This is a genomic window from Shewanella sp. ECSMB14102, from assembly GCF_000813075.1.
In the GTDB taxonomy this organism is placed as follows: Bacteria; Pseudomonadota; Gammaproteobacteria; order Enterobacterales; family Shewanellaceae; genus Shewanella; species Shewanella indica.
The window spans coordinates 43,267-67,413 of record NZ_JWGX01000038.1 but is presented as its reverse complement, the minus strand read 5'-3'; the positions used below and the strand labels follow the sequence as shown (position 1 = coordinate 67,413).

General features: G+C 53.5%; 19 protein-coding genes. 9 read left to right on the top strand and 10 right to left on the bottom strand.

Features of this window, described 5'->3' with window-relative positions; genetic code table 11:
- Positions 1-28: 28 nt before the first annotated feature.
- Together RC73_RS13020 and RC73_RS13015 are read right to left on the bottom strand one after the other, a co-directional pair.
- Positions 29-229, bottom strand: a complete 201-nt coding sequence (locus tag RC73_RS13020) for a hypothetical protein (protein ID WP_039035045.1) — start codon at positions 227-229, stop codon at positions 29-31.
- Between the two features lie 165 nt (positions 230-394).
- Positions 395-1,795 carry a hypothetical protein gene (locus RC73_RS13015; protein WP_039035044.1) on the bottom strand — a complete coding sequence of 467 codons (1,401 nt, stop codon included), beginning with the start codon at positions 1,793-1,795 and terminating at the stop codon, positions 395-397.
- Positions 1,796-2,083: 288 nt separating this feature from the next.
- On the opposite strand from RC73_RS13015, the gene RC73_RS13010 reads away from it, so the two are divergent.
- Positions 2,084-3,976 carry a methyl-accepting chemotaxis protein gene (locus RC73_RS13010; protein WP_039035043.1) on the top strand — a complete coding sequence of 631 codons (1,893 nt, stop codon included), beginning with the start codon at positions 2,084-2,086 and terminating at the stop codon, positions 3,974-3,976.
- A 141-nt stretch (positions 3,977-4,117) separates the two neighbouring features.
- On the opposite strand, the gene RC73_RS13005 is transcribed toward RC73_RS13010, so the two are convergent.
- Positions 4,118-4,537: a hypothetical protein gene (locus RC73_RS13005; protein WP_039035042.1), complete on the bottom strand. Its 420-nt coding sequence runs from the start codon at positions 4,535-4,537 to the stop codon at positions 4,118-4,120.
- A gap of 227 nt (positions 4,538-4,764) precedes the next feature.
- A complete protein-coding gene (locus RC73_RS13000; protein ID WP_039035041.1) occupies positions 4,765-5,181 on the bottom strand; it encodes an organic hydroperoxide resistance protein in 417 nt (138 codons plus the stop codon).
- A 113-nt stretch (positions 5,182-5,294) separates the two neighbouring features.
- Between RC73_RS13000 and RC73_RS12995 the strand changes: the two genes are divergently transcribed.
- The 3 genes from RC73_RS12995 to rlmC all read left to right on the top strand — a co-directional run bounded on the left by RC73_RS12995 (position 5,295) and on the right by rlmC (position 8,134).
- A complete protein-coding gene (locus RC73_RS12995; RefSeq protein WP_039035040.1) occupies positions 5,295-5,726 on the top strand; it encodes a MarR family winged helix-turn-helix transcriptional regulator in 432 nt (143 codons plus the stop codon).
- A gap of 13 nt (positions 5,727-5,739) precedes the next feature.
- Positions 5,740-6,927 carry an FAD-dependent oxidoreductase gene (locus RC73_RS12990; RefSeq protein ID WP_039035039.1) on the top strand — a complete coding sequence of 396 codons (1,188 nt, stop codon included), beginning with the start codon at positions 5,740-5,742 and terminating at the stop codon, positions 6,925-6,927.
- 73 nt (positions 6,928-7,000) lie between these two features.
- A complete protein-coding gene (gene rlmC, locus RC73_RS12985; RefSeq protein ID WP_052248188.1) occupies positions 7,001-8,134 on the top strand; it encodes a 23S rRNA (uracil(747)-C(5))-methyltransferase RlmC in 1,134 nt (377 codons plus the stop codon).
- A gap of 11 nt (positions 8,135-8,145) precedes the next feature.
- Here rlmC and RC73_RS12980 read toward each other — a convergent pair whose 3' ends face one another.
- From RC73_RS12980 to RC73_RS12965, 4 genes are read right to left on the bottom strand one after another with little or no spacing between them, the layout of a single operon-like run.
- Positions 8,146-9,339, bottom strand: coding sequence for an ATP-binding protein (locus tag RC73_RS12980; RefSeq protein WP_039035038.1), 1,194 nt, complete (start codon positions 9,337-9,339; stop codon positions 8,146-8,148).
- Positions 9,336-10,046: a response regulator transcription factor gene (locus tag RC73_RS12975; RefSeq protein WP_039035037.1), complete on the bottom strand. Its 711-nt coding sequence runs from the start codon at positions 10,044-10,046 to the stop codon at positions 9,336-9,338. The genes RC73_RS12980 and RC73_RS12975 overlap by 4 nt, the downstream gene beginning before the upstream one ends.
- Positions 10,043-10,390: a DUF3019 domain-containing protein gene (locus tag RC73_RS12970; protein ID WP_052248186.1), complete on the bottom strand. Its 348-nt coding sequence runs from the start codon at positions 10,388-10,390 to the stop codon at positions 10,043-10,045. Before RC73_RS12970 ends, RC73_RS12975 begins: the two co-directional genes overlap by 4 nt.
- 34 nt (positions 10,391-10,424) lie before the next feature.
- A complete protein-coding gene (locus RC73_RS12965; RefSeq protein WP_039035036.1) occupies positions 10,425-11,276 on the bottom strand; it encodes a MipA/OmpV family protein in 852 nt (283 codons plus the stop codon).
- A gap of 617 nt (positions 11,277-11,893) precedes the next feature.
- Here RC73_RS12965 and chrA point away from each other — a divergent pair.
- A complete protein-coding gene (gene chrA / locus RC73_RS12960) occupies positions 11,894-13,042 on the top strand; it encodes a chromate efflux transporter (protein WP_039035035.1) in 1,149 nt (382 codons plus the stop codon).
- Positions 13,043-13,144: 102 nt separating this feature from the next.
- Positions 13,145-14,803, top strand: coding sequence for a methyl-accepting chemotaxis protein (locus RC73_RS12955; RefSeq protein ID WP_039035034.1), 1,659 nt, complete (start codon positions 13,145-13,147; stop codon positions 14,801-14,803).
- Between the two features lie 86 nt (positions 14,804-14,889).
- Here RC73_RS12955 and fdhF read toward each other — a convergent pair whose 3' ends face one another.
- Entirely contained in the window at positions 14,890-19,137 is a 4,248-nt protein-coding gene (gene fdhF / locus RC73_RS12950; RefSeq protein WP_039035033.1) for a formate dehydrogenase subunit alpha, read from the bottom strand.
- Between the two features lie 702 nt (positions 19,138-19,839).
- Here fdhF and prfB point away from each other — a divergent pair.
- Together prfB and lysS are read left to right on the top strand one after the other, a co-directional pair.
- A protein-coding gene (gene prfB / locus RC73_RS12940) for a peptide chain release factor 2 (protein ID WP_162206727.1) occupies positions 19,840-20,938 on the top strand; the annotation gives its coding sequence in 2 pieces (ribosomal slippage) (positions 19,840-19,914 and positions 19,916-20,938; 1,098 coding nt in all).
- Positions 20,939-20,955: 17 nt separating this feature from the next.
- Positions 20,956-22,458 (top strand): lysine--tRNA ligase, encoded by a 1,503-nt coding sequence (lysS, locus tag RC73_RS12935; protein WP_028779438.1) that lies wholly within the window; start codon positions 20,956-20,958, stop codon positions 22,456-22,458.
- A gap of 73 nt (positions 22,459-22,531) precedes the next feature.
- Here lysS and RC73_RS12930 read toward each other — a convergent pair whose 3' ends face one another.
- Entirely contained in the window at positions 22,532-23,461 is a 930-nt protein-coding gene (locus RC73_RS12930) for a GGDEF domain-containing protein (protein ID WP_039035031.1), read from the bottom strand.
- 136 nt (positions 23,462-23,597) lie between these two features.
- Here RC73_RS12930 and RC73_RS12925 point away from each other — a divergent pair, with 136 nt between their 5' ends.
- Positions 23,598-24,137, top strand: coding sequence for a hypothetical protein (locus RC73_RS12925; RefSeq protein WP_039035030.1), 540 nt, complete (start codon positions 23,598-23,600; stop codon positions 24,135-24,137).
- Positions 24,138-24,147 lie beyond the last annotated feature (10 nt).

Here is a 24,147-nt window from a genome sequence, read left to right as displayed (position 1 = left end):
TGCTTTTATCGCCAGAACCTTGGGAATATCAGGCTGTGGTATTGATATTGTGGCCTATGTTACCAACCGGAGCGGCTGGTTCCTGTGCCGGTGTGGCGGCCTGAATAAGTTGCAGCGCGATTTCGCCTTCGGCTTCCTGTTGCTGTTTGGCCAGTTGCGCGACTTTAACACCGACAGCGCCGGTATCCATATTGACCGGCAGTGGCTGGGAGTTGAGAGAAACTGTCATGGCTTTCCTCTGGGTTAATGAGTCACGTTGGGACTCGGGCATGATACTGTTATCGGCGTCAATAGCCTTAACTTTAGTCTAATTCCCGCTTGTTGGGCAAAAAGCCAAGCCACCAATGGGCGACTCGGCTTTGTGCTGCGGGTCTATACCTCAAGGAGTGACCTATCAAGCGGCCTTACGGCGGCGCTCCAACAGTTTTCTAATGCTGACAATCAGTATGGTGACGACTATGGCACCGATAATCAGCCCCAATGCCAGGCTGACGCTCTGCAGCGCCGCCGGGTTGACCGCCAGGGTGCCGCCCAATCCCAACATCATGATGCCGGACATCAGCTTCAGGGTCTGGCCTTCTTTCTCGGTCAGCTTGCGCTTGCCGAGAGTCATGCTGAAGGCGATCACTATGATGGCCAGTGGGATAACGTAGACGATGTTGTACAGCACCAGGTACATATAGCGCTCAAAGCTTGGCAGATTATGCATGGAGAGCACACTGGTGTAGATCATAGGGAAGCCCGCAGTACACAAGAGTTCATAGGCGTTGGCCAGAATCGCCAGTACTGTGGTGCCGGCTATCATGGTCGCCAAACTGGAGGCGCTGGATAGCTTACCCATGCGCTTGATAAGCCCGCTGCGGTTTTCCGCCGACATGGAGAGGGTCACTTCCCCCTTGGTAAAGAAGTAGTCTTTGATGTTGATAGTGCCTGCTATCAGTGCCAGGATCCCCGCCGCCAGAATAATCATCCCGCCATCACTGCCGGCGCCCAATAGCTGGAAGATGTTGAGCCAGGCGGTCATAAACAGGAAGTAAATAAAGCCCGAGAAGAACACGAAGATGCCACCAACCAGCAGCATACGGCCGCGGCTCTTGGCATTGACCATGATGGACAGCAGGAATAAGAGCACAAAGAAGGCGCAGGGGTTAAAGGCATCAACACCGGCCAGAACCAGCGTCAGGATTGGCAGCGACATGGTTTCAGGTGTCACCACCCCAACCAGAGGCAACTCTACCGGCTGAACTTCGGGCTCTGCCGCCAGAGCCGTGGCATCACAGGTGCCGTCGCCACCGTCATTGGCGCAGGTGCCGAATAGCGGCGCCTGGGGTGAACCTGTGCTTGCCTGAGTGCTTGTTTGCCCCGGCATATCTTCCGGGCTCAACTGGCCGCCCGCCTGCAGATAGCAGTTTTTGAGGCGGTTGAGTAGGAACTGGCCCGTCACCTCTTCACTGGAATAACCAACTATCGCCTTGCCACAGGTAGCCATATAGGGCACTGAGCGGGCTTCTGTTCCTGTCTCTGTGGCCAACTGTTGCCACAGCTCCTGAGTGCCTTCGGCGCCCACCATCACAGAGTGCAGCTCTATCCAGGGATAGCGCTTCGGTAGAGAGTCGATGAATGGATGCGCTTCGGCGCAGTGGGGGCAGGTCTTGGACCAGACAAAATATAAAGGAATTTTGATCTGCCCTTGCTGATCCACCTGTTGCCACTGGATCTGCGATGCCGAATTCTCGGTTGCGGCAAGGCCTGCGCTGAAACTCAGTAACAGGCAGAGAAAGAAGGTTCTTAACATAAGCTTACCTGTGTAAGAGGGATTAAATTGTATCTGAATGACCCATAGCCCGGTTCAGGCTACAAGTGCCCTAGGAATACTTTACTCCAAGGCCTTGGTATTCATGATAAAGCAGCATCAAAACTGTTAGCAGACTCGAAAAAGTCCCTAAAGTGAGACACATGGACATTTGTTAAGCTTTGAGTAATAAAACCGCATTCGAATAGTGCCATTGTGGTAAGCGACTTCAGTAATTTACTTTTTTGCCGCTAAACTTTTACTTCACCCTAAAAATTTATAGGACCTCTTATGCAATTCACGCTTAAAACCCGCTTACTGCTGGTCAGTTTGGGCGCCGTTTTGCTTACGGTTGCTGCCCTGGTTGGCCTTTCTTCTTCCTTTATTCGCGAAAATGCCATGCAGCGAACCCAGCATGAGGTCGATCAACTGGCGACCACTTTTGCCGGCGGCATAGGGCTGTGGATGTATGACAGACAACAGGCGGTCAGCAGTCTCAAGGGCACGCTACAGCGGAACTCTGAGGTCAATATCACCCCTTTTCTGATGCAGGCCCATGAGGCCAGCGGTTTTGCGCTGACCTACTACGGCGATGAGCAGGGCAACATGTACCGTCAGGATCCCAGCCTGAATACGGCCGGTTATGATCCCCGGGTTCGCCCTTGGTATCAGGATGCCAAGCGGGAAGGAGCCATGATAATGACGGCGCCTTATGTCAGTGCCACATTGCAAAAACTGGTGGTCACCATAGCCGAGCCGGTAATGAACAGCGGTCGCCTGCAGGGCGTGGTAGCGGCTAACCTCACCATAGATCAACTGACAGATGCGGTGCGAACCCTCAAGGTGCCGGGTGACGGCTATGCCGTGATGCTTGAGCGCTCAGGCTTGATTATCAGCCATCCGGACAAGGAGCTGAACGGCCAGCAGTTCAGCCGCCTTGGCAGTGCCTTCAATCCTCAGTGGCTCAGCGCCAGGATCAGCGCCAATACCCTGGATGAGATGGCATTCGACGGCAGCAGCAAGCTGTTTTACCTGGCGGCTGTGCCTCACACAGATTGGGCACTGATGTTTGTGATGGATAAGGCCAGCATCATGGCCGAGGCCACCGAGCTGGCATGGTGGATGTCGGCGGTGGGCGTGTTGTTTTTGGTGGGCTTTGGTCTGTTGCTGGTATTGGTGTTCAAGAGCCAGTTCCGCGATCTGGAACGTCTGGCCAAGGCGCTCAACGATATTGCTGAAGGGGAAGGGGACCTCTCGGTCCGCATCGAGACCCGTAATCAGCACGATGAGATAGGCATGCTCGCCGCCGGTTTTAATCGTTTTGTTGAACGCCTGCACGGCATGATTTCTCGTATGAGTGATATAGCCCAGCAGTTGGCTGGCCAGGCACAGGAGACCCGCTATTCAGCCGAGAGTAATAGCCAGAGTATCGAAGTACAGCAGGACGAAGTCACTATGGTGGCAACTGCTGTGACCGAAATGGCCAGTGCTACCGAGGAGATCGCCAGCAATGCCGAACTGACGGCACAGACGGCGCAGTCGGCGGTCGGCCTTGCAGGCAGTGGGCAACAGCAGGTGCTGCAGAGCCAGGAGTCGATTCGCGGTTTGGCGCAGGAAGTGGATACCGCCAGTCAGATCATCGCCGAGCTCAATGAGCACTCACAGAAGATCAACAGCATTTTGCTGACCATCAGCGGTATAGCCGAGCAGACTAATCTATTGGCTTTGAACGCCGCTATCGAAGCCGCCAGAGCCGGTGAGCAGGGGCGTGGCTTTGCCGTGGTGGCCGATGAAGTCAGGGTGTTGTCGCAGCGTACTCACGCGTCGACACAAGAGATCCAGACCATGATTGAGACCTTGCAAAAAACCGCTGCCAAGGCAGTGAACTCCATGGCTCAAAGTCATCAGATGGCTGAAACCAGTGTGATGGATGCCGAATCGGCCAGTGCCAGTTTGGCGCAGATAAGCCAAGCGATTACCCAGATATCCGATATGGCCAGCCAGATAGCTACAGCGGCCGAAGAGCAGACCTCTGTTACCAGCGAAATCAACCGTAATACCGAGTCGATTCGTGAGGTTTCTCATACCTTGTCACAGGAGGCCAACAGTGCCACTGTCAAAGCGCAAGAGTTGGCTGAGTTGTCAGACTCGCTGCGCCGTGAAGTGGGGCGTTTTAAACTTTAGTGGCAGTCACTGGCTGCCATCACTCTGGGTTATTCATAACCGAGAGTGATGGCGGATAAGCGCTGATAGTAAGGGGAACGGTTGGGACTATAGGGCCGGTAAGCTCGTCGCCGCTTATCAATATCACCAGAAAAAACGGCGTTACTCGGCGCTGCGCGGTTTTTCTATGGTCGCCATCATTTGTTGGTTATTACACCAATGCAGACTCACTTCGCGATTGTCTTTATGGGTTGCCGTGCGAATACGGGTGACTATGGGGTGAGAGAAGTGTGCTGCGGTTAAATACTCTTTAACCCGTTCAATTCGTCTATTGGCAAGCCACATATTATATTTTTGTAATTCTTCATCACCGATAGAATTATCCATATTGAATTCCAATAACAGATAGCCGCTTGAATTATCACTATTATCGGCAACAATTTTATCCAGTTGCAAAGAATCCCGGCTACTGAAATAAGAGCTGTTCTTGGCATAATCGACATTGCCAAGCAGAACGCTTTTCTCACAGGTGGCTTGGGTCGCGCCGGTAAACAGCAGTAATCCCAGAATCAGGGCGCGCATATCATTCTCCTTTGACTATGACTTTATTATTGTTCTTGTCCACTTTTGAGGCGCAAATTTAATCGATTGTTCAGGGGAAATCAATTTTATGTAACCATCAGTTTTTTCTGAATGACAGCGTCATCATACAGAATAGGTGACGGAAAATTGTCGCAGAAAATATAAGGTTAATTACTGCGACATTTATTTATATCTTGCCAAGAAATTGACTGAATAATATCAGAGCTTCAGTTGATCTTAATATCATTCACTGTGAGCCCCACATCAAGGTTGTTGCGGGTGGCATTGGAGTAGGGGCAAACACTGTGGGCCTTGATCACCAAGGCTTCGGCCTCGGCTTGTGCAAGCGGTAGAGTGACAGTCAGAGATACCTTTAGCCCAAACCCGCCATCTTGACTGACCAGGCCGACATCGGCCATGACAGGAGCGCTGGTAAGCTTGATTTTGCCCAAGCGTGCCACATGTAAAATAGCGTTGGAGAAACAGGCGGCGTAACCGGCGGCAAACAGCTGTTCCGGATTGGCCCCGGCTTCTGTCCCGCCCATCTCCTTGGGATAGCTTAAGGTCAAGGACAGGGCACCGTCATGGGTGGCTACTTCGCCGTTGCGGCCGGCTTTGGCTGTGGCTTGAGTGTGATAGAGCATAATAGTTTCCTTAATTTAAGTTGTGCGCAATATAGTTGCTGGCAATGATATGTCGATATTTGTTTTTGAAGCAAGTATATTGTGCACAATTAAATTGTGTTTAGGGTTTGCATATGTCAAACGAGCCCCTGTGCCTGGAAAACCAGGTTTGCTTTTCGCTATACAGTGCCGCCAATGCTATGGTGCGGGCCTACCGGCCTGTGCTGGATGCCCTGGATCTTACCTACCCGCAATATCTTGCCATGCTGGTGCTTTGGCAACACAAGGGCATCAGTGTCAAGGCGCTGGGTGAGCGTTTGCATCTGGACTCAGGCACCTTGACGCCCTTGCTCAAACGCCTGGAAACAAAAGGCTTGCTGTTAAGAGGCCGCAGTGAACAGGACGAGCGGGTGCGGGTATTGACGCTCACCGATGCCGGACTGGCTTTGCAAGCGCGCGCCGTCGATGTGCCCGAGCAGATGCTGTGTCGCAGCGCCATGCCGCGGGAGGAGTTGCAGCAACTGAAAAGCTTGTGTGACACCCTATGGCAGCAATTGGAACGTTAACGGAAAGAGGCTGATGGAACAGGTTGATCTGGCAATTATAGGTGGCGGCATCTCCGGCGTGGCGGTGGCGCAGTGCGCCGCGGCAGCCGGTTATTCCGTGGTGCTATTGGAAAAGTCCACTCTGGCGGCGGGAACCTCTTCCCAGTCCAGCAAATTGATCCATGGCGGCTTACGTTACCTTGAGTCCGGGCAACTGGATCTGGTGCGTGAATCGCTGCGGGCCCGGCGCGAGTTATTACGTCTGGCGCCGACACTGGTCAAGGCTGTTCCTTTCTTTATCCCGGTTTATCGCGACAGTCGCCGCGGCGCCTTGACCCTCAGGGCTGGTCTCAGCCTCTACGGCTTGCTGAGCGAGTTTGACCGCTTGGGCCGTTTTCGTAGTCTGCCGGCCAGGGCCTGGGGGAGCTTTCCCGGACTCAAGCTGGCAGGAATGACCCATATGTTCCAATACTGGGATGCCCAGACGGATGATGCCTTGCTGACCAAGGCGGTGGCCGACAGCGCCAGGCTGCTCGGTGCCGATATCCGTGAGGGCGCCGAGTGTTTGACGATAGAGCATGAGCCTCAGGGATGTAAGCTGAGTTATCGGGATGCGGATGGCGACAAAATGCTGCACTGCCGCTTTCTGGTCAACGCCGCCGGCGCCTTTGTCAACGAACTGCTGGCGCGGGTGACACCACCCATAGCCCAGACGGCAATAGACTGGGTGCAGGGGAGTCATTTGCTTCTGGATATTCCTGCGCCGCCCGGGGTGCTCTATCTGGAGTCTTGTTTCGATGAACGGGTGGTATTCGTGATGCCTTGGTACGGCAAGACGCTGATAGGCACCACGGAAACCCTCTGCCAGGGACCGGTTCCGCAGATCACCCGAGAGGAGATAGCTTATCTGCTGGGGATCTATCGGCACTATTTTGGAAATTCTGGCAGTTTTATGGGTTCTGTCACTACAGAGGCGCTTGAAGCCAAGGTATTGGCGCATTTCAGTGGCATGCGGGTGCTGCCCAAGGGCGATGGCGATGCCTTTGGGCGGCCGCGGGAGGTACAATTGTACCAGCGTTATTCTCATCCCAGGTTGCTGACACTTTACGGCGGCAAGTTAACCACCTTTCGTGCCACTGCCAAGGCGGTGACGGCAGAGATAAGCAAGGTACTTGGCAAACGCAGCCCCAAAGCGGATGTCGACAAGCTGATGCTGGGATGATTTTTAGGGTGAAACAGGCTAAAGTGTGCCGCTTTTGCCGCCGGGCAAAATTGGAAACTTGGGATATATCAGAGTGAAATGTGATTTTTTTGCGCAGGGCAAGTGCCGCTCCTGTACTCACATAGAAACGCCAATGGCGCAACAACTGGCCGCCAAGAGCGAGCAGTTGGCGCAGCTGCTCAGCCCCTTCACGCCATTTGAACTCTTGGCTCCTGTCAGCGGGCCGTCCCTGGGTTTTCGTAACAAGGCCAAGATGGTGGCACTCGGCGCCGCCCATCAACCCATTCTGGGGATAGTCTCCCCGAGTGGTGAGGCCGTGAGCCTATGCGATTGTCCTCTCTATCCTGCCGATATGCAGGCCTTGCTGCATCGGCTTGAGCTGTTTGTGCGTCAGGCCGGGATCCCACCCTATCGGGTAGATAAGGCCAAGGGCGAACTCAAGTTTGTGTTGTTGACCCGCGCCGAAATCAGCGGCGACTTTATGCTCAGGTTTGTATTGCGCTCCAGGCAATCCATCGAGAGGATTGAACGTGAGCTGCCAAAGCTGCTGGCAGAGTTTCCTGCCATCAAGCTGGTATCTGTGAATCTGCAGCCGGTTCATATGGCCCGGCTCGAAGGAGAGCAGGAGATTTTTCTTACCGAGGCGCAGCGTCTGGAGGAGTCCTTCAATGGCGTGCCTCTTTATATCCGCCCCAAGAGTTTCTTTCAAACCAACCCACAAGTGGCGGCGGCCCTTTATCAGAGCGCCAAAGACTGGGTCAGTGAGCTGAAGCCTGAGTCGATTTGGGATCTCTTCTGTGGTGTCGGCGGTTTTGGGCTGCACTGCGCCAGCAAAGACACAGAGCTTACGGGGATTGAAATCGAGGCTGAAGCTATCGCCTGCGCCCGATTATCGGCGGAAAAGCTGGGACTTGAGCGGGTGGACTTCAAAGCGCTGGATTCGGGCAGTTTTGCCGCGGCGCAGTCGGCAGGAGAAGTACCGGATCTTATGATAGTCAATCCGCCGAGACGCGGTATAGGGGCAGAGCTTTGCCAGGCCATTTCGACCTTTGCGCCGCAGCATCTGCTCTATTCCAGCTGTAACCCTGAATCTTTGGCCAAAGATCTGGCGGCTATCAGCGGCTATAGTGTGCGCAAGGTGCAGCTGTTCGATATGTTTCCGCACACGGATCACTATGAGGTATTGGTGCTGCTGAGTCGAGGCTAAGACAGTGGCGCTTATTCTCTTGGCCAACACAGGCTGATGGCGGCGCCGCCCAGGGATTGCGAACGGCTCAGCTCCAGTCGGCCGCCGTGCCAGATGGCAATTTTGCGCACTATATAGAGCCCCAGGCCAAAGCCGCTGCCATCACTTTGTTTGGCATCTCTGGCAAAGGCCGCCAGTAGTTTTTTCCCCTTATCTTCAAAGCCAGGGCCATCATCCTCGACTCTGAGGCAGTTATGGCTTTGGCTTTGCTCGAAACTCACCTGTATCTCTTTTTCGGCGAAACGCATGGCGTTCTGGATCAGGTTTTGGCAGGCCACATTCATTGCCGTCATATCGAATTGTGCCTGGCCCGGCACCGAGTGAAATCCTATCTGGAAGTCACGGCTATAGAGGCTGTATTTCTGCTCAAGCGCCTGAATAAAGTCAGCGATGGATTGTGATGCATGACATAGCTCTCCCTGTTTATGTTCCAGGCGGGCAAAAGAGAGGTAGTTGGCCGCCAGCTGTTCTATCTCATCTATGTCCTGGGCCAGGCGCGCTGCGTATTGAGGCTCCATCTGTTGCTTGCTCAGCTCAAGGGCAAAGCGCATCCGCGCGAGCGGAGTGCGTACTTCATGGGAGATGGTATGGGATAACTCTTTATGCATCTGGACAAAACTCACTATCTGGTGGCTCATGCTATAAAGCGCCTGAGCCAACGGAAAGATAGCCGAACTTTTACGTATGGTCAGCGGTTGTAGCGAAGGTTGACGGCCAAAGCGAATGGCGCTTTGCTGCAGGGTATGGAGATCGCGAAACACAGGCCAGATAAGCAAGATGGCAACCAGGGTCAGACTGGAGTAGAAACCGAGCAAGATCAAACTGGTGATGTCCTCTTTATCTTGCTTCTCTGTTACCGGGCCAAACCTGAGCAGCTCAGTGCCTGAGCCTTGCTTGTAGTAGTAGAGCTCGCCGCTGGAGTGACGCAGCGCTAAGGTCTGCCCCTCGTTGAGTAGCTGTCTCAGGCTAGTGGGCAGTGCCAGACTGCCGGCGGCAAGAGTCGACAGATGCGCGCCCTGACCCCGGGTCTGCAATAAGTCGTCCACCGAGATCAAATAACTGGCTTCTTCGCTGCGGTATTGTTCTGTTAACTGACCAAAACTCCACAGCAGCAGAGAGCAGGACAGCAGCAGAAATCCGAACAGTCGATAGAACTGAAATTTCATGCCCGAGCCCTGGTCATGGCTTGATTGGGCTGGTAGTTGAACAGGTAGCCCTTGCCATGCACTGTGGTGATCTGCAGACCGCTTATCTGTAGTTCATCCAGGCGTTTACGCAGCCTGCTTACCTTCAAATCTATGGCCCTGTCCAGGCCATCATAGGTACGGCCAATAAACTGCTCAAACAGGTACTCCCGTGACAATATTCGTCCGGCATTGATAACAAACACCCACAGAAGTTCAAACTCCTTGGTGGTAAAGCTCAGCGCCGAGCCTGCCATAAACACCTGCTGCTGGTTAGGGTCAAGCTGTAGATCATGCAGACACAAAGCTTTACGTCCGGGTAGCTGTTGCCGGTTACGAAGTTGAGTACGTATTCGTGCCAGCAGCAAGGGAGGCACCACAGGCTTGAGTAGGTAGTCACAGGCGCCGAGCTCCAACCCCAGGATCTGATCGCCTTCACTATCGCGGGCGGTGAGGAATATCAGCGGGCAGAGATAACAGGCCGCCAAACGAGGGTAGATACAAAAGCCATCTTCACCGGGCAGCATTACATCGCAAAGGATCAGGCTGAAACTGTCACTGTCCTGACGGGCGAGTGCGGCTTCGGCATTGTCCAGATGAACCAGCTCGAAACCTTCGTTGGCCAGATAGGTGCAAATAAGCTCAGCCAGTGGCAGATCATCCTCGATCAGGAGTATTTTTTCTTTCATAGCAGATCCCAACTCAGGCCCCGCCGTCTGCGGCTGACGGGCTCATAGATAGCCACTCTGAGCAAGCGGCTGGCAACTGTGCGGTTTTGCTGATCCCTGAGCTCGATAAGCGTATCCCTGACCAGGCTCAATTGCAGCTTGTAACTGAAGTCTCGGCGTTGATGAAAACAGGTCAAAGGTGCCGTGCTATGGGCCAGCCAAAGGCACAGAGAGCGAGGCTGTTGGCTGTGAAATTCGAGTTGCAGTTGCAGCCTGCATTCCGATTCCTGATTGGTCATGGCGCAGGTATCCGGTGCCAGCCAAAGCTCTTCTCCCAAGGCGCTTGCCCAGGGGCTTGTCAACATGAGTAACCACAGTAGCCATCGACTCATAGAAGCCTCAAAACCGATAACTCAAACCGATGAAACCTGAGAGATAGCCATCCTTGTCTATCATGGGACTGTCGGTGATCCCCGAGTCAAGCCAGGTGTATTCGGTTATCGCCACCAGGTTGATATCCTGCCATAGTGGCAGATTAACCAGCAGACGGGCGTGATAATTGATACTGGCCGAGGGAGTGTAACTCAGTCTCAGCGGGCCGCTTTCTTCCGGCGTAAGCTGATAGTAGTAGCGCACCAGGGATTCACTCTTGCGAATCGCGCCCAGCTCAAGCCCAAGGGCTCCCCAGGAATAGAGCAGGCTCTTTTTCAATCTGAATTGCAGCTCATTGCCGTCATGTACCCCGGAAATGTCCTGAAACAAGCCCAGATTGATATCTGTGTAGGGGGTGATCCAAGTGACGGAAACTCCACCCAGGTAGGAGATGTGGCGCTTGATTTCGTTAAGGGTAGGTTCGCTGTTACTGTTGGGGCGTACGACCTGTCCCTTGTGGGGAGAGAAGCCTATGATGTCGCTTAAAAACAACTTGTTAAGCCCATCAAACTCGAAAAAGAATCCATCTTCATTGAGCTTGGTTTGCAGGTCGAATAGCAAGTTGTCCGACTCATGAAGGCTGTAGCCCAGTGTGAAGTTTTCCAGATAGAAGCGTTTTGAGTAGTAGCTCCAGGATGGCAGCAGGAAGGTTTCTATCGGCTTGGCATGCACTCTGGGATTGTCCAGCCGACCATATCCCAGGGCGAGGGCGAGTCTGAACTCATCCACAGGGACAGTTTCCGTCGCATTTTCTTCAGCTGCTGCAGTCAGGGGCAACTGAAGGCCAAGCATCAATATCGCGTACCACCAAAGCTTCATAGCTTACTTCTACTTCCTGCTAACTTTCATTGAATCTAAATAAACAATTGTTAAAAGTCTGTAAAAATTTAACCAAGTTACAAAATGCTACAAAAGTATTATGTTTTGGGTTCTTTTGTGGTGATTGTATTTGATGTTTTTGTGAATATCTATGCAATTAAAATTGACAGGTGTCAAAAGTGTTGGTAGTCAGCTCAATGCTGGTTGGTTTACTGTGGGTAGGACTATTATTGGTCGTTGTTTTTGTTGCGGTTTATTTTTAGCCAAGTAGCTTTAGGTTTATGGCCATACTCGGTGTTAGCCGTCATTGAATAAATATTAAATGTTTTGCTTATGTTGCTGGGCCGCGCCTGGCGATGGCGTTAAGACAGCCAAGAGACTGTGGTTGATTCCGAACGGATATACTTGCCTACGTGTGGGAAGGTCGAGATTCAGGGGGGGATTTACCGCTATTTTGTCATAAATACAGCTAGTTGAGAGGCTATGGCTGACTCTCAGTTGCCTGTTCATTTGTTTGTCTTGCCGTAAGCCTAAAGACTAAGCCTATGAATATAAGATAAGTGTCACACTTATGTCATACAATGGAGCCAGATCAAACAAGTATAGAGCTAACACAGATGTGGCAGATTTTTGTTCGTTTCTTTTCTTTGGGACTGGTGAGTTTTGGTGGCCCAGCGGCGCATATAGGTTACTTTCGCAAGACTTTTGTCGAAGAGTTGGGCTGGCTTGATGATAAAGATTATGCGTCCTTGGTGGCTTTGAGTCAGTTTCTGCCCGGCCCTGGGTCCAGCCAGGTCGGCTTTGCCATAGGTTACCGCCGCGGAGCCCTTCCCGGGGCGGTACTGGCCTTTATCGGCTTTACTTTGCCCTCGTTTCTATTGATGTTTCTGTTGGCTGTCAGCAGCTATCAATATCTCTCCAGCGATTTATTTCAGGGGGTTATTGCCGGGCTCAAGTTATTGGCTGTGGTGGTGGTCGCCGATGCTGCCTGGGGGATGTTCAAGCAATTTTGTCGCAACCGCACCACTCAGGTATTGGCCTTGTTGAGCACAGTGATCCTGCTTTTATGGCCGGGGAATTTGACTCAGTTGCTGTTGCTGTTTGTCGGTGCCATTAGTGGATTGTTCTGGCTCAATCGTGATGCACCAATGCCGGCCAAGCCGGGAAGCATGCAGCTAAACTGGAGTGCTTTATTGATATTTCTGTTTTTATTGCTGCTTACAGGTCCCTTACTTGCTCACCCTTTGGCTGAACTCTTTAAGCAGTTTTATCAGACCGGCGCTATGGTATTCGGCGGCGGCCATGTGGTACTGCCTTTGCTTGAGAGTCAGTTGGCAAACAGCATAGATCATGACAGGTTCCTTACAGGCTATGCCCTGGCGCAAGCCCTTCCCGGTCCCATGTTCAGTTTGGCTGCTTATCTTGGGGCCGAACTGTGGCTGCAAAATGCCCTTATTGGCGCCTTGGTGGCAACGCTGGGCATTTTTCTGCCCGGTTTCCTGTTGTTGCTGGCGGTGATCCGCGGCTGGCAGGGAATTGCCGAACGCCCGAAAATGGCGGCTATGGTGATGGGGATTAATGCCACAGTCGTAGGTTTGCTGGTGAGCGCTCTCTATCAGCCGGTATTTACCAGTGCCGTGACCCGTCCGGTTGATATCGCCATGGTGTTGACCGGCTTTATGCTGCTTAAACTGTGGCGGTTATCTTTGGTATTTTTGGTATTCGGCTTTGCGGCTATGGGCGCTGTTTTGACTCTCTTTATGTAAGCAAATGGTTTAACTTTGATCTCGGGCATTTATTTATCCGAACTTAAGGTAAACAAAGTTACTATAATTTGTAGAGATTTCATTTCCTGGGGGAAAACCTAAGTGTCCAGTCTAAGTTTACGAAATAAGTTACTCTTACTTGCTCTGTTACCATTGTTGACGGTTTCCATTGTTTTGATGCTGGCGTCCTGGACAGTAGAATCGGATGCGCTTGAAAGCGAAATTACCAACTTCAGAGAAAAGCTGCTTAACGAGCGTCGTCAGGAGTTGATGCATGTGACCGAAGTCGCCAAAGAGATTGTCAGTTTTCAGCGCAGTCAGGGTGGAGACTATAAGGCGGCCTTACGGGATGTTCGCTTTGGCAGCGCAGGTTATTTCTTTGTCTATGATGGTAAAGGTAAAAACCTGTTTCATGCCTTACTGCCTAATCTGGAAGGGACAGATCAGATAGGGATGACAGATCCCAAGGGAACCAAGATCATAGTGGGCTTGCTGAATGCAGCCCGCAATAGTGACGGTATCCTTACTTATTACTATCAAAAACCCGGCACCAACGAGCTGGTGGAAAAAATAGGTTATGCCGCCATGGTTCCAGGCACCGACTGGATCATAGGTACCGGCGCTTATGTCGATGATATTGAGGCTTCTGTAGCAGAGTATCGGCAAACGGCATTGGCAGATATGGAAGAAAAGTTATGGTTGACGCTGATGATAGTCATAATCATCACCCTGATCACCGCTATGCTTATTCTGTTTGCTGCGCAGCGAACAGTGACTCCTATTCGCTACATGCTGGATAACCTCAACGATATCGCTCAGGGAGAAGGGGATTTAACCAAGCGTTTGCAGGTGCGCGGTGATGATGAGATTGCCCAGTTAGGGCAGGCATTCAACCGCTTTGTCGACAAGTTGCAACGTATCATTCGTGACGTGACTACCGCTACCCACGAGGTGCAGGATGCCTCTGGTTCCATTCATGCCCAGACTCAGGCGATAGCGGCGCAGTTGGCCAACCATAACAATGAAACAGATCAGGTGGTGACCGCTATTACCGAGATGTCTTCCACTGCCCAGGAAGTGGCGATGAACACCACCCAGGTGGCGGAGGCGACCCATGTGGCGAGCGATGAAGTGGCTAAGGCCCAGGAGTGTGTTGATACTTCGCTGACCGAAATCTCTACCCTGATGGCAGAGATTAACAGTGCCGCCGATCATATTCAGTCGCTCAACGAACAGTCGCAGAAAATTAACAGCGTGCTGTCTGTCATAGGTGGCATAGCCGAGCAGACCAATCTATTGGCACTCAATGCTGCCATTGAAGCAGCTCGTGCCGGTGAGCAAGGGCGCGGCTTTGCCGTGGTCGCCGATGAGGTACGCAGTCTTGCGAGCCGCACTCAGGCCAGCACATTGGAGATCAACGAGATGCTCAGTGAGTTGCATCGTCTGGTAAGCCAGGCGGTGAGTGCCATGGAAGAGAGCCAGCAAAGCTGCCATCGCAGTGTCGAGTCTTCCAGACTGATTTCCGAAAGTCTGGGGGCGGTGACCAGCTCAGTTACTTCCATCAATGATATGAGTACCCAAATTGCCACAGCTGCCACAGAGCAGAGTTCGGTGACTGAGGAGATTAACCGTAATGTTTATGCGATTCAGGAGATAGTCGCCGAGCTGTTGCATTCCAGCGAAGAAGCGGCCAGAGTCAGCCAGACAGTGTCCCACAGTGGCGATAATCTGGGACAACTGGTGAATCAATTCAGGGTTTAATACCTGTAGCCCTCTAATCTCAATAATTGGGAAAAGAAGAAAACAAAAACGGCGCTCTATATAGGCGCCGTTTTTACTGCTCAGTTTCAAGCTGCCGGAGGTGCCTCGGCGCGCTCAGCCTTGACGGCACACACCTTGAACTCGGGAATGTGAGCCACGGGATCCAGCGCATTAATGGTTAGCTTGTTGGCCGCGGCTTCCACGAAATGGAATGGCAGGAACAGCACCCCAGGCTGAGCCCGGCGGCTGACAAAGGCCTGAATGAATATCTCACCACGGCGGCTTTCCAGTTTGAGCCAGTCGCCCTTGCCGACGCCCAAACGCTCGGCATCCTCAACCGAGATCATCACTCTGGGGGAGCCGAGTTCGTCCAGTCCGGCGGTTTTACGGGTCATGGTGCCGGTGTGGAACTGTTCCAGCAGGCGTCCGGTCGACAGCATCAAGGGGTAATCACCGTCCGGCAGCTCAGCCGGTAAACGATAATTGACCGGCTGCAGTCGCCCTTTGCCGTGAGTAAAGCTGTTGCGGTGCAATACCCGGGTACCCGGATGTTGCTCATCTGGGCAGGGCCACTGCAGCCCGGCCGGGTTATCCGTGGTTCTGCGCCAACTGATCCCGGCGTAGCTGGGGGTCAGGGCGGTGACTTCCTGCCAAATTGCCTGTTCATCGCCATAGTGCCAGTCGGCGCCCATGGCATTGGCCAGCAGCTGTAGTATCTGCCAGTCCGGACGGGCACTACCTGGCGATTGCAAGGCGACTTCCAGTCGTTGAACCCGGCGCTCGGTATTGGTGAAGTGGCCGCGCTTTTCGGCAAAGGCCGCTGCCGGCAATACCACATCGGCCATTTCGGCAGTTTCGGTGAGAAAGATATCCTGTACTACCAAAAATGGCAGTTTTTTCAGCGCTTTGAGCACATGGGCTTGGTCAGGGTCGCTCAGTACCGGGTTTTCGCCCATGACAAACAGGCTCTGCAGCCTGCCATCCAAAATCGCCTGCATCATATGAGAGGCTGGAATACCTGTCTCAGGACTCAGCTTATCTGTGCCCCAGGCCCGCGCCAGTTTCAGCCGCGCAGCATCGTTATCCAGACGTTGATAGCCGCTGAAATAGTTGGGCAGGGCCCCCATATCACAGGCACCCTGGACATTGCTCTGGCCGCGCAAGGGGTTGATCCCGGCGCCGTCGAGTCCGAGGTTGCCCAGCAATAGCTGCAAGTTGGCAATGGCGGTGACATTGTCATGGCCTGTGGTGTGCTGGGTGATCCCCATGGCGTAGTAGAGAGCGGTCTTTTGGGCTGTGCCCAGCATTTTGGCCATGGCCGCTATTTCGCTGCTGCTGACACCTGTCACCCTGGCGGCTTGCTCCAAGCTGTAATCCGGGCGTAACAACTCTTCGCGCAAGGCCTCAAAGCCTGTGGTGCGGCTGCGGATATAGGCCTTGTCATGCCAGTCGTTGAGCAGTATCTGCTGCATGATGGCGTTGAGCAGCATCACATCTGTGCCGGGGCGATGACGCACAAACAGCTCGGCGCTGTCGGCTATGCTGACTCGCTTGGGATCGGCGACCAGGAGTCTGGCCTTGCCGCGATTGACAACCGACTTGATCCTCGAGGCTATGATGGGGTGAGCGCAGTCGGTATCCGAGCCCAGGATAAAGATGAGATCTGAATCCTCTATGCCGGGAATATCATTGGTCATGGCGCCGCTGCCGAGGGCATCGTAGAGCCCGGTGACAGTGGAGGCGTGGCACAGGCGGGCGCAGTGATCTATGTTGTTGCTGCCGATAACGGCTCTGAACAGCTTTTGCAGCAGGAAGTTTTCTTCATTGGTGGCTTTGGCGGATGCCAGTGCACCGAATGAACTCGGGCCAAACTGTTCCAATTGATCTTGCCAGTGGGCGGCAATATAGCTGATGGCCGTTTGCCAGCTACAGGGTTCCAACTTGCCGTTACGGCGTATCAGTGGCTGGGTCAGGCGCTCTTCACTGTTGATAAAGTCGAAGCCGAAGCGGCCCTTGACGCAGAGCATGCCCTGGTTCACAGGTGAGCGCACATCACCTTCGGCCGCCAGGATACGATTCTGGCTAGTGTCTACCTTGAAGCGGATGCGACAACCCACGCCGCAATAGGTGCAGATGGTGCTGGTCACCTTGGTATCGGGTGCTTGTCCTTGGGTCTTGTGGCGGGCATCGACCAGAGCACCGGTCGGGCATACCTGCAGGCAGTTGCCGCACTGAACACAATCGCTGTCGGCCATGGAGACGCTGAAACCGGCTCTGGGGGCCCGGCGTTCGCTATTGCCTCCCGGTAGCGCCGAGAATTGGTCGGCCTCAAAGCTGATCGCCTTGTGGCCGCTGCGACTGTGGCAGATGTCAACACAGGCGCCGCAGCTGATGCAGCGATTGGCGTCGAAACGGATAAAAGGCGCACTCAAGTCCTGGGCAAAGTGTCTGGCCAGCAGCGCCGAGTCGCCACTGCTATCTTGCTCTAGCAAGCCCTGGCTGCTGACCTTGTATTCACTGGCGTAGTCTCGCAGGCGACAGTCCATATTGGCCTGACAGCCGCATTCGAGGCAGCGTTTGGCCTCGGCTTCGGCCATTTGCGGCGTCAGTCCCAGCTCCACTTCGGCAAAGTTACTCAGGCGCTCGGCTACCGGCAGTTCCGGCATCTTGACTCTGGCACTTTTCACCTGTGAGGGGAAAAGACCTTTGGGTAAATCCTGTTGGGACTTGAGCCCTATAGCCTTGCTGGCATTGAACGCCACCGGCGTCAGTGGGCAACTGAGCCCCTGATTGAACAGGGCATCTATGGCCTCGGCGGCGCGGCGACCATCGGCGACCGCTTCCACTGCAGTGGCGGGTCCGCGGCGTACATCACCGATAACAAACAGTTTTTCCAGCCCTGTACTCAGTGTGATGTCGCAGCCGTTGATCGTATTCCAGCGGCTGAGCGCCGGAGCGCCTTGCAGCAGACGGTTTTCGGCCTGTTGCAGAAAGGCCAGATCCGGTGATTGGGACACGGCGGCGATCAGGGTATCAAACTCGCAGTCGAAGGTTTCGCCGCTGGGCTGAGGTCGGCGGCGGCCGGAGGCATCCGGTTCGCCTAAAGACATTTTTTCAAGCGTGACTCGTGCAAGACGGCCGTCACTGCCGGCATGGTTGGCCACAGGATTGGTCAGTAGTAGGAAGTGGATCCCTTCCTGCTCAGCTTCATGAATTTCAAAGGCTTCGGCCGGCATCTCCTCTTTGGTACGCCGGTAGATCAGGGTCACTTCGGCGCCGAGGCGTCTGGCGCTGCGGGCACAATCTATGGCGGTATTGCCGCCGCCGACAACGGCTACCTTTTTACCTGTGACCAGCTGGTGGTCCATTGCCAGATCTTTAAGGTAGTCGACCCCGAGATAGCAGCCGGGCAGGTCACTGCCAGGATAGTCGAGTGGCACAGCCTTTTGCGCGCCCATCGCCAGACAGAGGGCATGATACTCCTCGGCCAGTTTCGGCAGCAGGATATGCTCGCCTATGACTGTGTTGGTGTGAATGCGAATGCCGCTGCGCTCCAGCAGAGCTATCTCTTTATCGAGTATTGCCTTGGGCAGGCGATACTCTGGAATGCCGTATCTTAGCCAGCCACCGGCCTTGGGGGCGGCCTCAAAGATGTCTACTTCATGGCCCTGATTGGCGAGGAAAAACCCGGCGCTGAGCCCGGCGGGACCGGCGCCGATTATGGCGACCTTCTTGCCGCTGGGGTCGGCCTTGGGCGGCTGATAGGGTTCGGCATCGGCCAAATCCAGATCGGCGGCGTGGCGTTTTAGCTGACGTATTGCCAGTGGCTCATCGATTAGGGCGCGGCGACAGGCGCTTTCACAAAATGCCGGGCAGACCCGGCCGATAGACAGCGGCAGAGGCAGCGTCTGCTTGAGGATCCGCACCGCTTCTGTGTGGTTGCCCTGACCTATATGATATAGGTAAGACTGTACATCAACGCCTGCCGGGCAGGCTTGCTGGCAGGGGGCTTCGCAATCGGCGAAGTGATCTTTCAGGATCTGTTTCAGCACTTGCTGCCGATGACTGTGCACTGTCTGGGTATGATTCTTGAGCTGCATTCCGGCGATTGCCGGAGTCGAGCAGGCCAGCAGCGGTCTGTCACCGTCGATCATTACCTGGTCAACTCGGGTCAGTTGGCACAGGTGTTGATCGGCGCCTTCTGTGGTAGCCGCGTGTGCGTCTGTATGGTGACACAGACAAGGAATGTCGATGCCGGCCCGCCGGGCCGCCTGCAACAGGGTCTCGCCCTCAAAGGCGCTGACGGTCTGGCCGTCGATATAGATCTCAAACATGGGCAGCCTTGTTATTTGCTCACCTCGATGGCGGTGAAGTAGGGACTAATTAAGCTGATAACCATGCAGTATATCGATCGAGTGAGTTGCTTCATTGAGCTGGAACAGGCTTTTGCCGGGGAATTCACAAAGCTTGGCGAGTCTGTGCACTTGTCTGAAAAATGGATTTTACTCAGTGTGATCTGGCTCGGCAGGAGATCTTGCTGACAGATATCTGCGCACTAAACTGAGGTGAAGTTGTCGCTTGGGATTTCAATGCGTCAGTCGGGAAAAGCACGCTGGAGTATGTTGCTATTTGGTTGAGGTATGAAGAATACCGGTAGCAGATTCGAGATGATTTGCTCTTGAAAAGGGTACGCATCATTGGCTCGAAGGCCTAGTTTTTGCTTAAAAATCATTGACTCCCTGACAATGGAAATTTCAAATAGATGGCTGCAGGTATCGTTTGTCATTGAAGGCTGCTGCTCGCCATGATCACCTGATTCATTTGTTGATTAAGTTGGCATATTTGATTTTTTGTCACAGTTTTTTCACCGCGGAATTCGCTAGAGTGTGTCAGATGTTTTACCGGAACCGGCTCTGAATGCAGTACCGGCGAAAAAAAATCAAGCTTCTGCCTGCAGTGGCATAGGTTTCAGCGGCTGCTTGGGTTAAAATCCCTCGTTTGCATACGTCCTTAACACCAAAGAAAGTTGAAATCGCATGTTTGAAGTCAATCCGGTAAAAAACAAAATCAAGGAGCTTGCCGACCGCACAATGCTCCTTAGGGGGTATCTTTGACTATGACGCCAAGAAAGAGCGTCTGGAAGAAGTAAGCCGCGAGCTGGAAAGCTCCGAAGTATGGAATGAGCCAGAGCGCGCTCAGGCCCTGGGTAAAGAGCGCTCGGCGCTGGAAGTTGTGGTTAAGACCATAGACGATATGGATGCGGGCCTCGAAGATGTCGAAGGACTGCTGGAGCTGGCCATTGAAGAGGAAGATGAAGAAACCTTCAATGATGCCAACAGTGAACTGGGCGATCTGGAAAAGCGCCTGGAAGAGCTGGAATTCCGCCGTATGTTCTCGGGTCCACAGGACGCTTCCGACTGCTATCTGGATATTCAGTCCGGCTCCGGCGGCACCGAAGCGCAGGACTGGGCCAATATGGTGCTGCGCATGTATTTGCGCTGGGGTGAAGAACATGACTTTAACCCTGAACTTATCGAAGTCTCAGACGGCGATGTGGCCGGTATCAAGAGTGCCACCATCAAGTTCAGTGGTGAATACGCCTATGGCTGGCTGAGAACCGAAACCGGCGTGCATCGCCTGGTACGTAAGTCGCCCTTCGACTCGGGTGGTCGCCGCCATACCTCATTCTGTTCTGTGTTTGTTTACCCTGAGATTGATGATTCCATCGACATCGATATCAATCCGGCCGATCTGCGTATCGACGTGTACCGCGCCTCGGGTGCCGGTGGTCAGCACGTTAACAGAACCGAATCTGCGGTGCGTATTACCCACCTTCCGACCAATACCGTGGTGCAGTGCCAGAACGACCGTTCACAGCACAAGAACAAAGACACAGCAATGAAACAGTTGAAAGCCAAGCTGTTTGAGTTGGAAATGCAAAAGCAAAACGCCGAGAAGCAGGCGGCGGAAGATGCCAAGTCGGACATCGGCTGGGGCAGTCAGATCCGCTCCTACGTGCTGGATGATTCCCGCATCAAGGATCTGCGCACCGGGGTGGAAACCCGTAATACCCAGGCCGTGTTGGACGGTGATCTGGACAGATTTATTGAAGCCAGCCTGAAGTCCGGGCTGTAACAGAGAAGAAGCGGAAAATGACTGAACAAGTATTGGATGAGAACAAGCTGATCGCGGAACGTCGCGCCAAGCTGGAACATGTACGCCAGGGCTGCCCGGCCAATGGTCACCCTAACACTTTCCGTCGCAGCCACAAGGCTGCCGAGCTGCAGGCGCAGTTCGCCGATAAGAGCAAAGAAGAGCTCGAGTCTCTGGGCTTCAAGACCGCCATTGCCGGTCGGATCATGGCCAAGCGCGGCCCCTTCCTGGTTCTGCAGGACGTATCCGGCCGCATTCAGGCCTATGCCGGCAAAGAAGTACAGGCTGATCTGAAAGAACGCTATCAGGGCCTGGATATCGGCGACATAGTTGGCGTTAAAGGCACTCTGCACCTGTCCGGTAAGGGCGACCTGTACGTTAATATGGAAGAGTATCAGCTGCTGACCAAGGCGCTGCGCCCGCTGCCTGAGAAGTTCCACGGTTTGACCGATCAGGAAACCCGTTACCGTCAGCGTTATGTTGACTTGATCGTCAACCAGGATTCCCGTGATGCCTTCGTCATGCGCTCCAAAGTGGTTTCAGCCATACGTAACTTTATGGTGAAAAAAGAGTTTATGGAAGTGGAAACCCCTATGATGCATGTCATCCCGGGTGGTGCCTCCGCGCGTCCATTTATTACTCACCACAATGCGCTGGATATCGATATGTATCTGCGTATTGCGCCTGAGCTGTACCTCAAGCGTCTGGTTGTCGGTGGTTTTGAGCGAGTGTTCGAAATCAACCGTAACTTCCGTAACGAAGGTCTGTCGCCACGCCATAACCCAGAATTCACCATGATGGAATTCTATATGGCCTACGCAGATTACCGCGATCTGATGGATCTCACCGAAGAGATGCTGTCTTCCATCGCTCAGGATCTGCTGGGTGACACCAAGCTGCCTTACGGCGAGCACAGCATAGATTTCGGCGGCCCTTATGCCCGCATGAGCATGCTGGAAGCGATTCAGCACTACAACCCAGACAACGCCACAATTCAGGCCATGACCTATGAAGAGGTCAAGGATCTTGAGTTTATGCGTAAGCTGGCTAAAGACGTAGGGCTGGAAATCGAATCTTTCTGGACCTGTGGTCAACTGCTGGAAGAGATCTTCGGTGAAACCGCCGAGCCTAAACTGATGCAGCCTACCTTCATCACCGGCTACCCAGCGGACATCTCGCCACTGGCCCGTCGCAACGATGACAACGACTTCATCACCGACCGCTTCGAGTTCTTCATCGGTGGTCGTGAAGTGGCCAACGGCTTCAGCGAGCTCAACGACGCCGAAGATCAGGACAACCGCTTCAAGGCTCAGGTTGAAGCCAAGGATGCCGGTGACGACGAAGCCATGTTCTATGATGCCGACTATATTACGGCGCTGGAACATGGTTTGCCACCGACAGCCGGTCAGGGCATAGGTATCGACCGTCTGGTGATGTTGTTTACCAACACTCACACCATTCGTGACGTGATCCTGTTCCCGGCCATGCGCCCACAGGCCTAAGTTCAGTCGCTCGAATTAGACGAGTCAATTCCATGAAGAAGCCGGCCAAGTGCCGGCTTTTTGTTTCCTGTTTTTAGGGCGATTCAGTGCACTCTGGCCCCTTGGCCAGCACAATCCGGTTGCGGCCCTGTGCTTTGGCTTGGTAGAGGGCTGCATCGGCCCTGGAAACCACGGCATCTATATCGGTATCACTGCACTGAAACTCGCTGAGGCCACCGCTGATGCTGGCGCATTCTTCGGCAATCCCCAAGGCTCTGAGGCGCCGGGAGCATTCACTTCGTAAGCGCTCGGCTATGGGTAATGCCTGCTCGGCAGCAGTGTGGGGCATAAGAATGACAAATTCATCGCCGCCGTAACGGGAGGCACTATCCTGGGCCCTGAGATTATCCTGGCAGATATCTGCCAGGGTGGTTATCGCCTTGTCACCCATCAAATGGCCCGAGCTGTCGTTGAGTTTTTTGAGGTTATCGAGATCGAAGATCAATATGCTGGTTGGGGTTCGGTAACGTTGAAACAGGGTTAGGTTTTCTGTTAACAGTTTGAGCAACTTTCGGCGGTTGTATAGTTGAGTGAGCGGATCGCGCTCGCACCTTTCCCTGAGCTCCAGCTCCAAATAATGACGGCGGGTAATATTGCTGGCAACCCAAACTACGGCATCTTCACCATCAACTTGAAAGTCCAATGCTTGGATCCGACCTTCAAACCAGATGGATTCAGTGGGGCCTTGCTCTGTGAGCCCCATAACATCGTTACCGCCCAAGCTATATTCCACCACCCAGAGACGGCGGCTCAGCAAGGCTTGCGCTATTTGGCTCAGAAACCACTCGCACTTGGGGGGTTGGATGACCTGGGAGATGTATTGTCCTATCAAGGCCGTGCCGTCGTGATAGTAGCGACTGTCGGCACCTCCCAGTACCGCGGCATAGCGGCCACTGCGGGTCAGAATAAACACGGGATCCGGTAAAGCGGCGAAGATAGATAAGGTCTGGGACAGAGAAAACATCTTGTCTCCTCCTGGTTTTTTGATTTTATCTTAGTCCAATATATTGAATTTACGGGGCAAAATCGATTTTTTCTGCAGAAACTATACTGAAGATCTCGGTGTTGTTGTATCCGAGTTCAACCTGGAGGCTGGTTTGATGAAAACTTCAGCTCTAATTTTGACTTTGACCCTGTCTTCCTTCGCCAGTGCCACCCATGCCGCACTCACTGAAGCACAGCAGATGATGTTGGATGACGCCCTGAGTGCCGCTCCGCCCACCATACGTGCCAGTGTTACCGTTGTTGATTGGAACAAGAATGTGCTGCAACAAGGTGATGGCAGCTACACCTGCTTTCCTACTCCGCCACAGCTCAAGGGAACGGCTCCCATGTGTATGGACGGCCCTTGGATGGAATGGGCTAATGCCTGGATGGAGAAAAAACCTTTTCAGGCCAATGCAATAGGTATTTCCTACATGTTGGCCGGTGATGGAGGGGCCAGCAATATTGACCCGTATGCGGAAATGGAAACCGCTGATAATCAATGGATTGTCGAAGGACCACACCTGATGATTCTGGTGCCGGATCCCGCCATGCTTGACAGTTTGCCGACCGACCCGGCGCAAGGTGGTCCCTATGTGATGTGGAAGGGCACCCCTTATGCCCACATAATGATCCCGGTTGGAGCCAGAAAATAAAAGTTGATAG

What these genes read in the sequence shown, in the direction of transcription:
- RC73_RS12975 (WP_039035037.1), bottom strand. Translation starts at nt 10,046, where the DNA reads ATGAAAGAAAAAATACTCCTGATCGAGGATGATCTGCCACTGGCTGAG.
- RC73_RS13015 (WP_039035044.1), bottom strand. Translation starts at nt 1,795, where the DNA reads ATGTTAAGAACCTTCTTTCTCTGCCTGTTACTGAGTTTCAGCGCAGGC.
- RC73_RS12970 (WP_052248186.1), bottom strand. Translation starts at nt 10,390, where the DNA reads ATGTTGACAAGCCCCTGGGCAAGCGCCTTGGGAGAAGAGCTTTGGCTG.
- fdhF (WP_039035033.1), bottom strand. Translation starts at nt 19,137, where the DNA reads ATGTTTGAGATCTATATCGACGGCCAGACCGTCAGCGCCTTTGAGGGC.
- RC73_RS12930 (WP_039035031.1), bottom strand. Translation starts at nt 23,461, where the DNA reads ATGTTTTCTCTGTCCCAGACCTTATCTATCTTCGCCGCTTTACCGGAT.
- RC73_RS13000 (WP_039035041.1), bottom strand. Translation starts at nt 5,181, where the DNA reads ATGCTCTATCACACTCAAGCCACAGCCAAAGCCGGCCGCAACGGCGAA.
- RC73_RS13020 (WP_039035045.1), bottom strand. Translation starts at nt 229, where the DNA reads ATGACAGTTTCTCTCAACTCCCAGCCACTGCCGGTCAATATGGATACC.
- lysS (WP_028779438.1), top strand. Translation starts at nt 20,956, where the DNA reads ATGACTGAACAAGTATTGGATGAGAACAAGCTGATCGCGGAACGTCGC.
- chrA (WP_039035035.1), top strand. Translation starts at nt 11,894, where the DNA reads ATGTGGCAGATTTTTGTTCGTTTCTTTTCTTTGGGACTGGTGAGTTTT.
- RC73_RS12980 (WP_039035038.1), bottom strand. Translation starts at nt 9,339, where the DNA reads ATGAAATTTCAGTTCTATCGACTGTTCGGATTTCTGCTGCTGTCCTGC.
- RC73_RS12965 (WP_039035036.1), bottom strand. Translation starts at nt 11,276, where the DNA reads ATGAAGCTTTGGTGGTACGCGATATTGATGCTTGGCCTTCAGTTGCCC.
- RC73_RS12925 (WP_039035030.1), top strand. Translation starts at nt 23,598, where the DNA reads ATGAAAACTTCAGCTCTAATTTTGACTTTGACCCTGTCTTCCTTCGCC.
- RC73_RS13005 (WP_039035042.1), bottom strand. Translation starts at nt 4,537, where the DNA reads ATGCGCGCCCTGATTCTGGGATTACTGCTGTTTACCGGCGCGACCCAA.
- RC73_RS12990 (WP_039035039.1), top strand. Translation starts at nt 5,740, where the DNA reads ATGGAACAGGTTGATCTGGCAATTATAGGTGGCGGCATCTCCGGCGTG.
- RC73_RS12995 (WP_039035040.1), top strand. Translation starts at nt 5,295, where the DNA reads ATGTCAAACGAGCCCCTGTGCCTGGAAAACCAGGTTTGCTTTTCGCTA.
- RC73_RS13010 (WP_039035043.1), top strand. Translation starts at nt 2,084, where the DNA reads ATGCAATTCACGCTTAAAACCCGCTTACTGCTGGTCAGTTTGGGCGCC.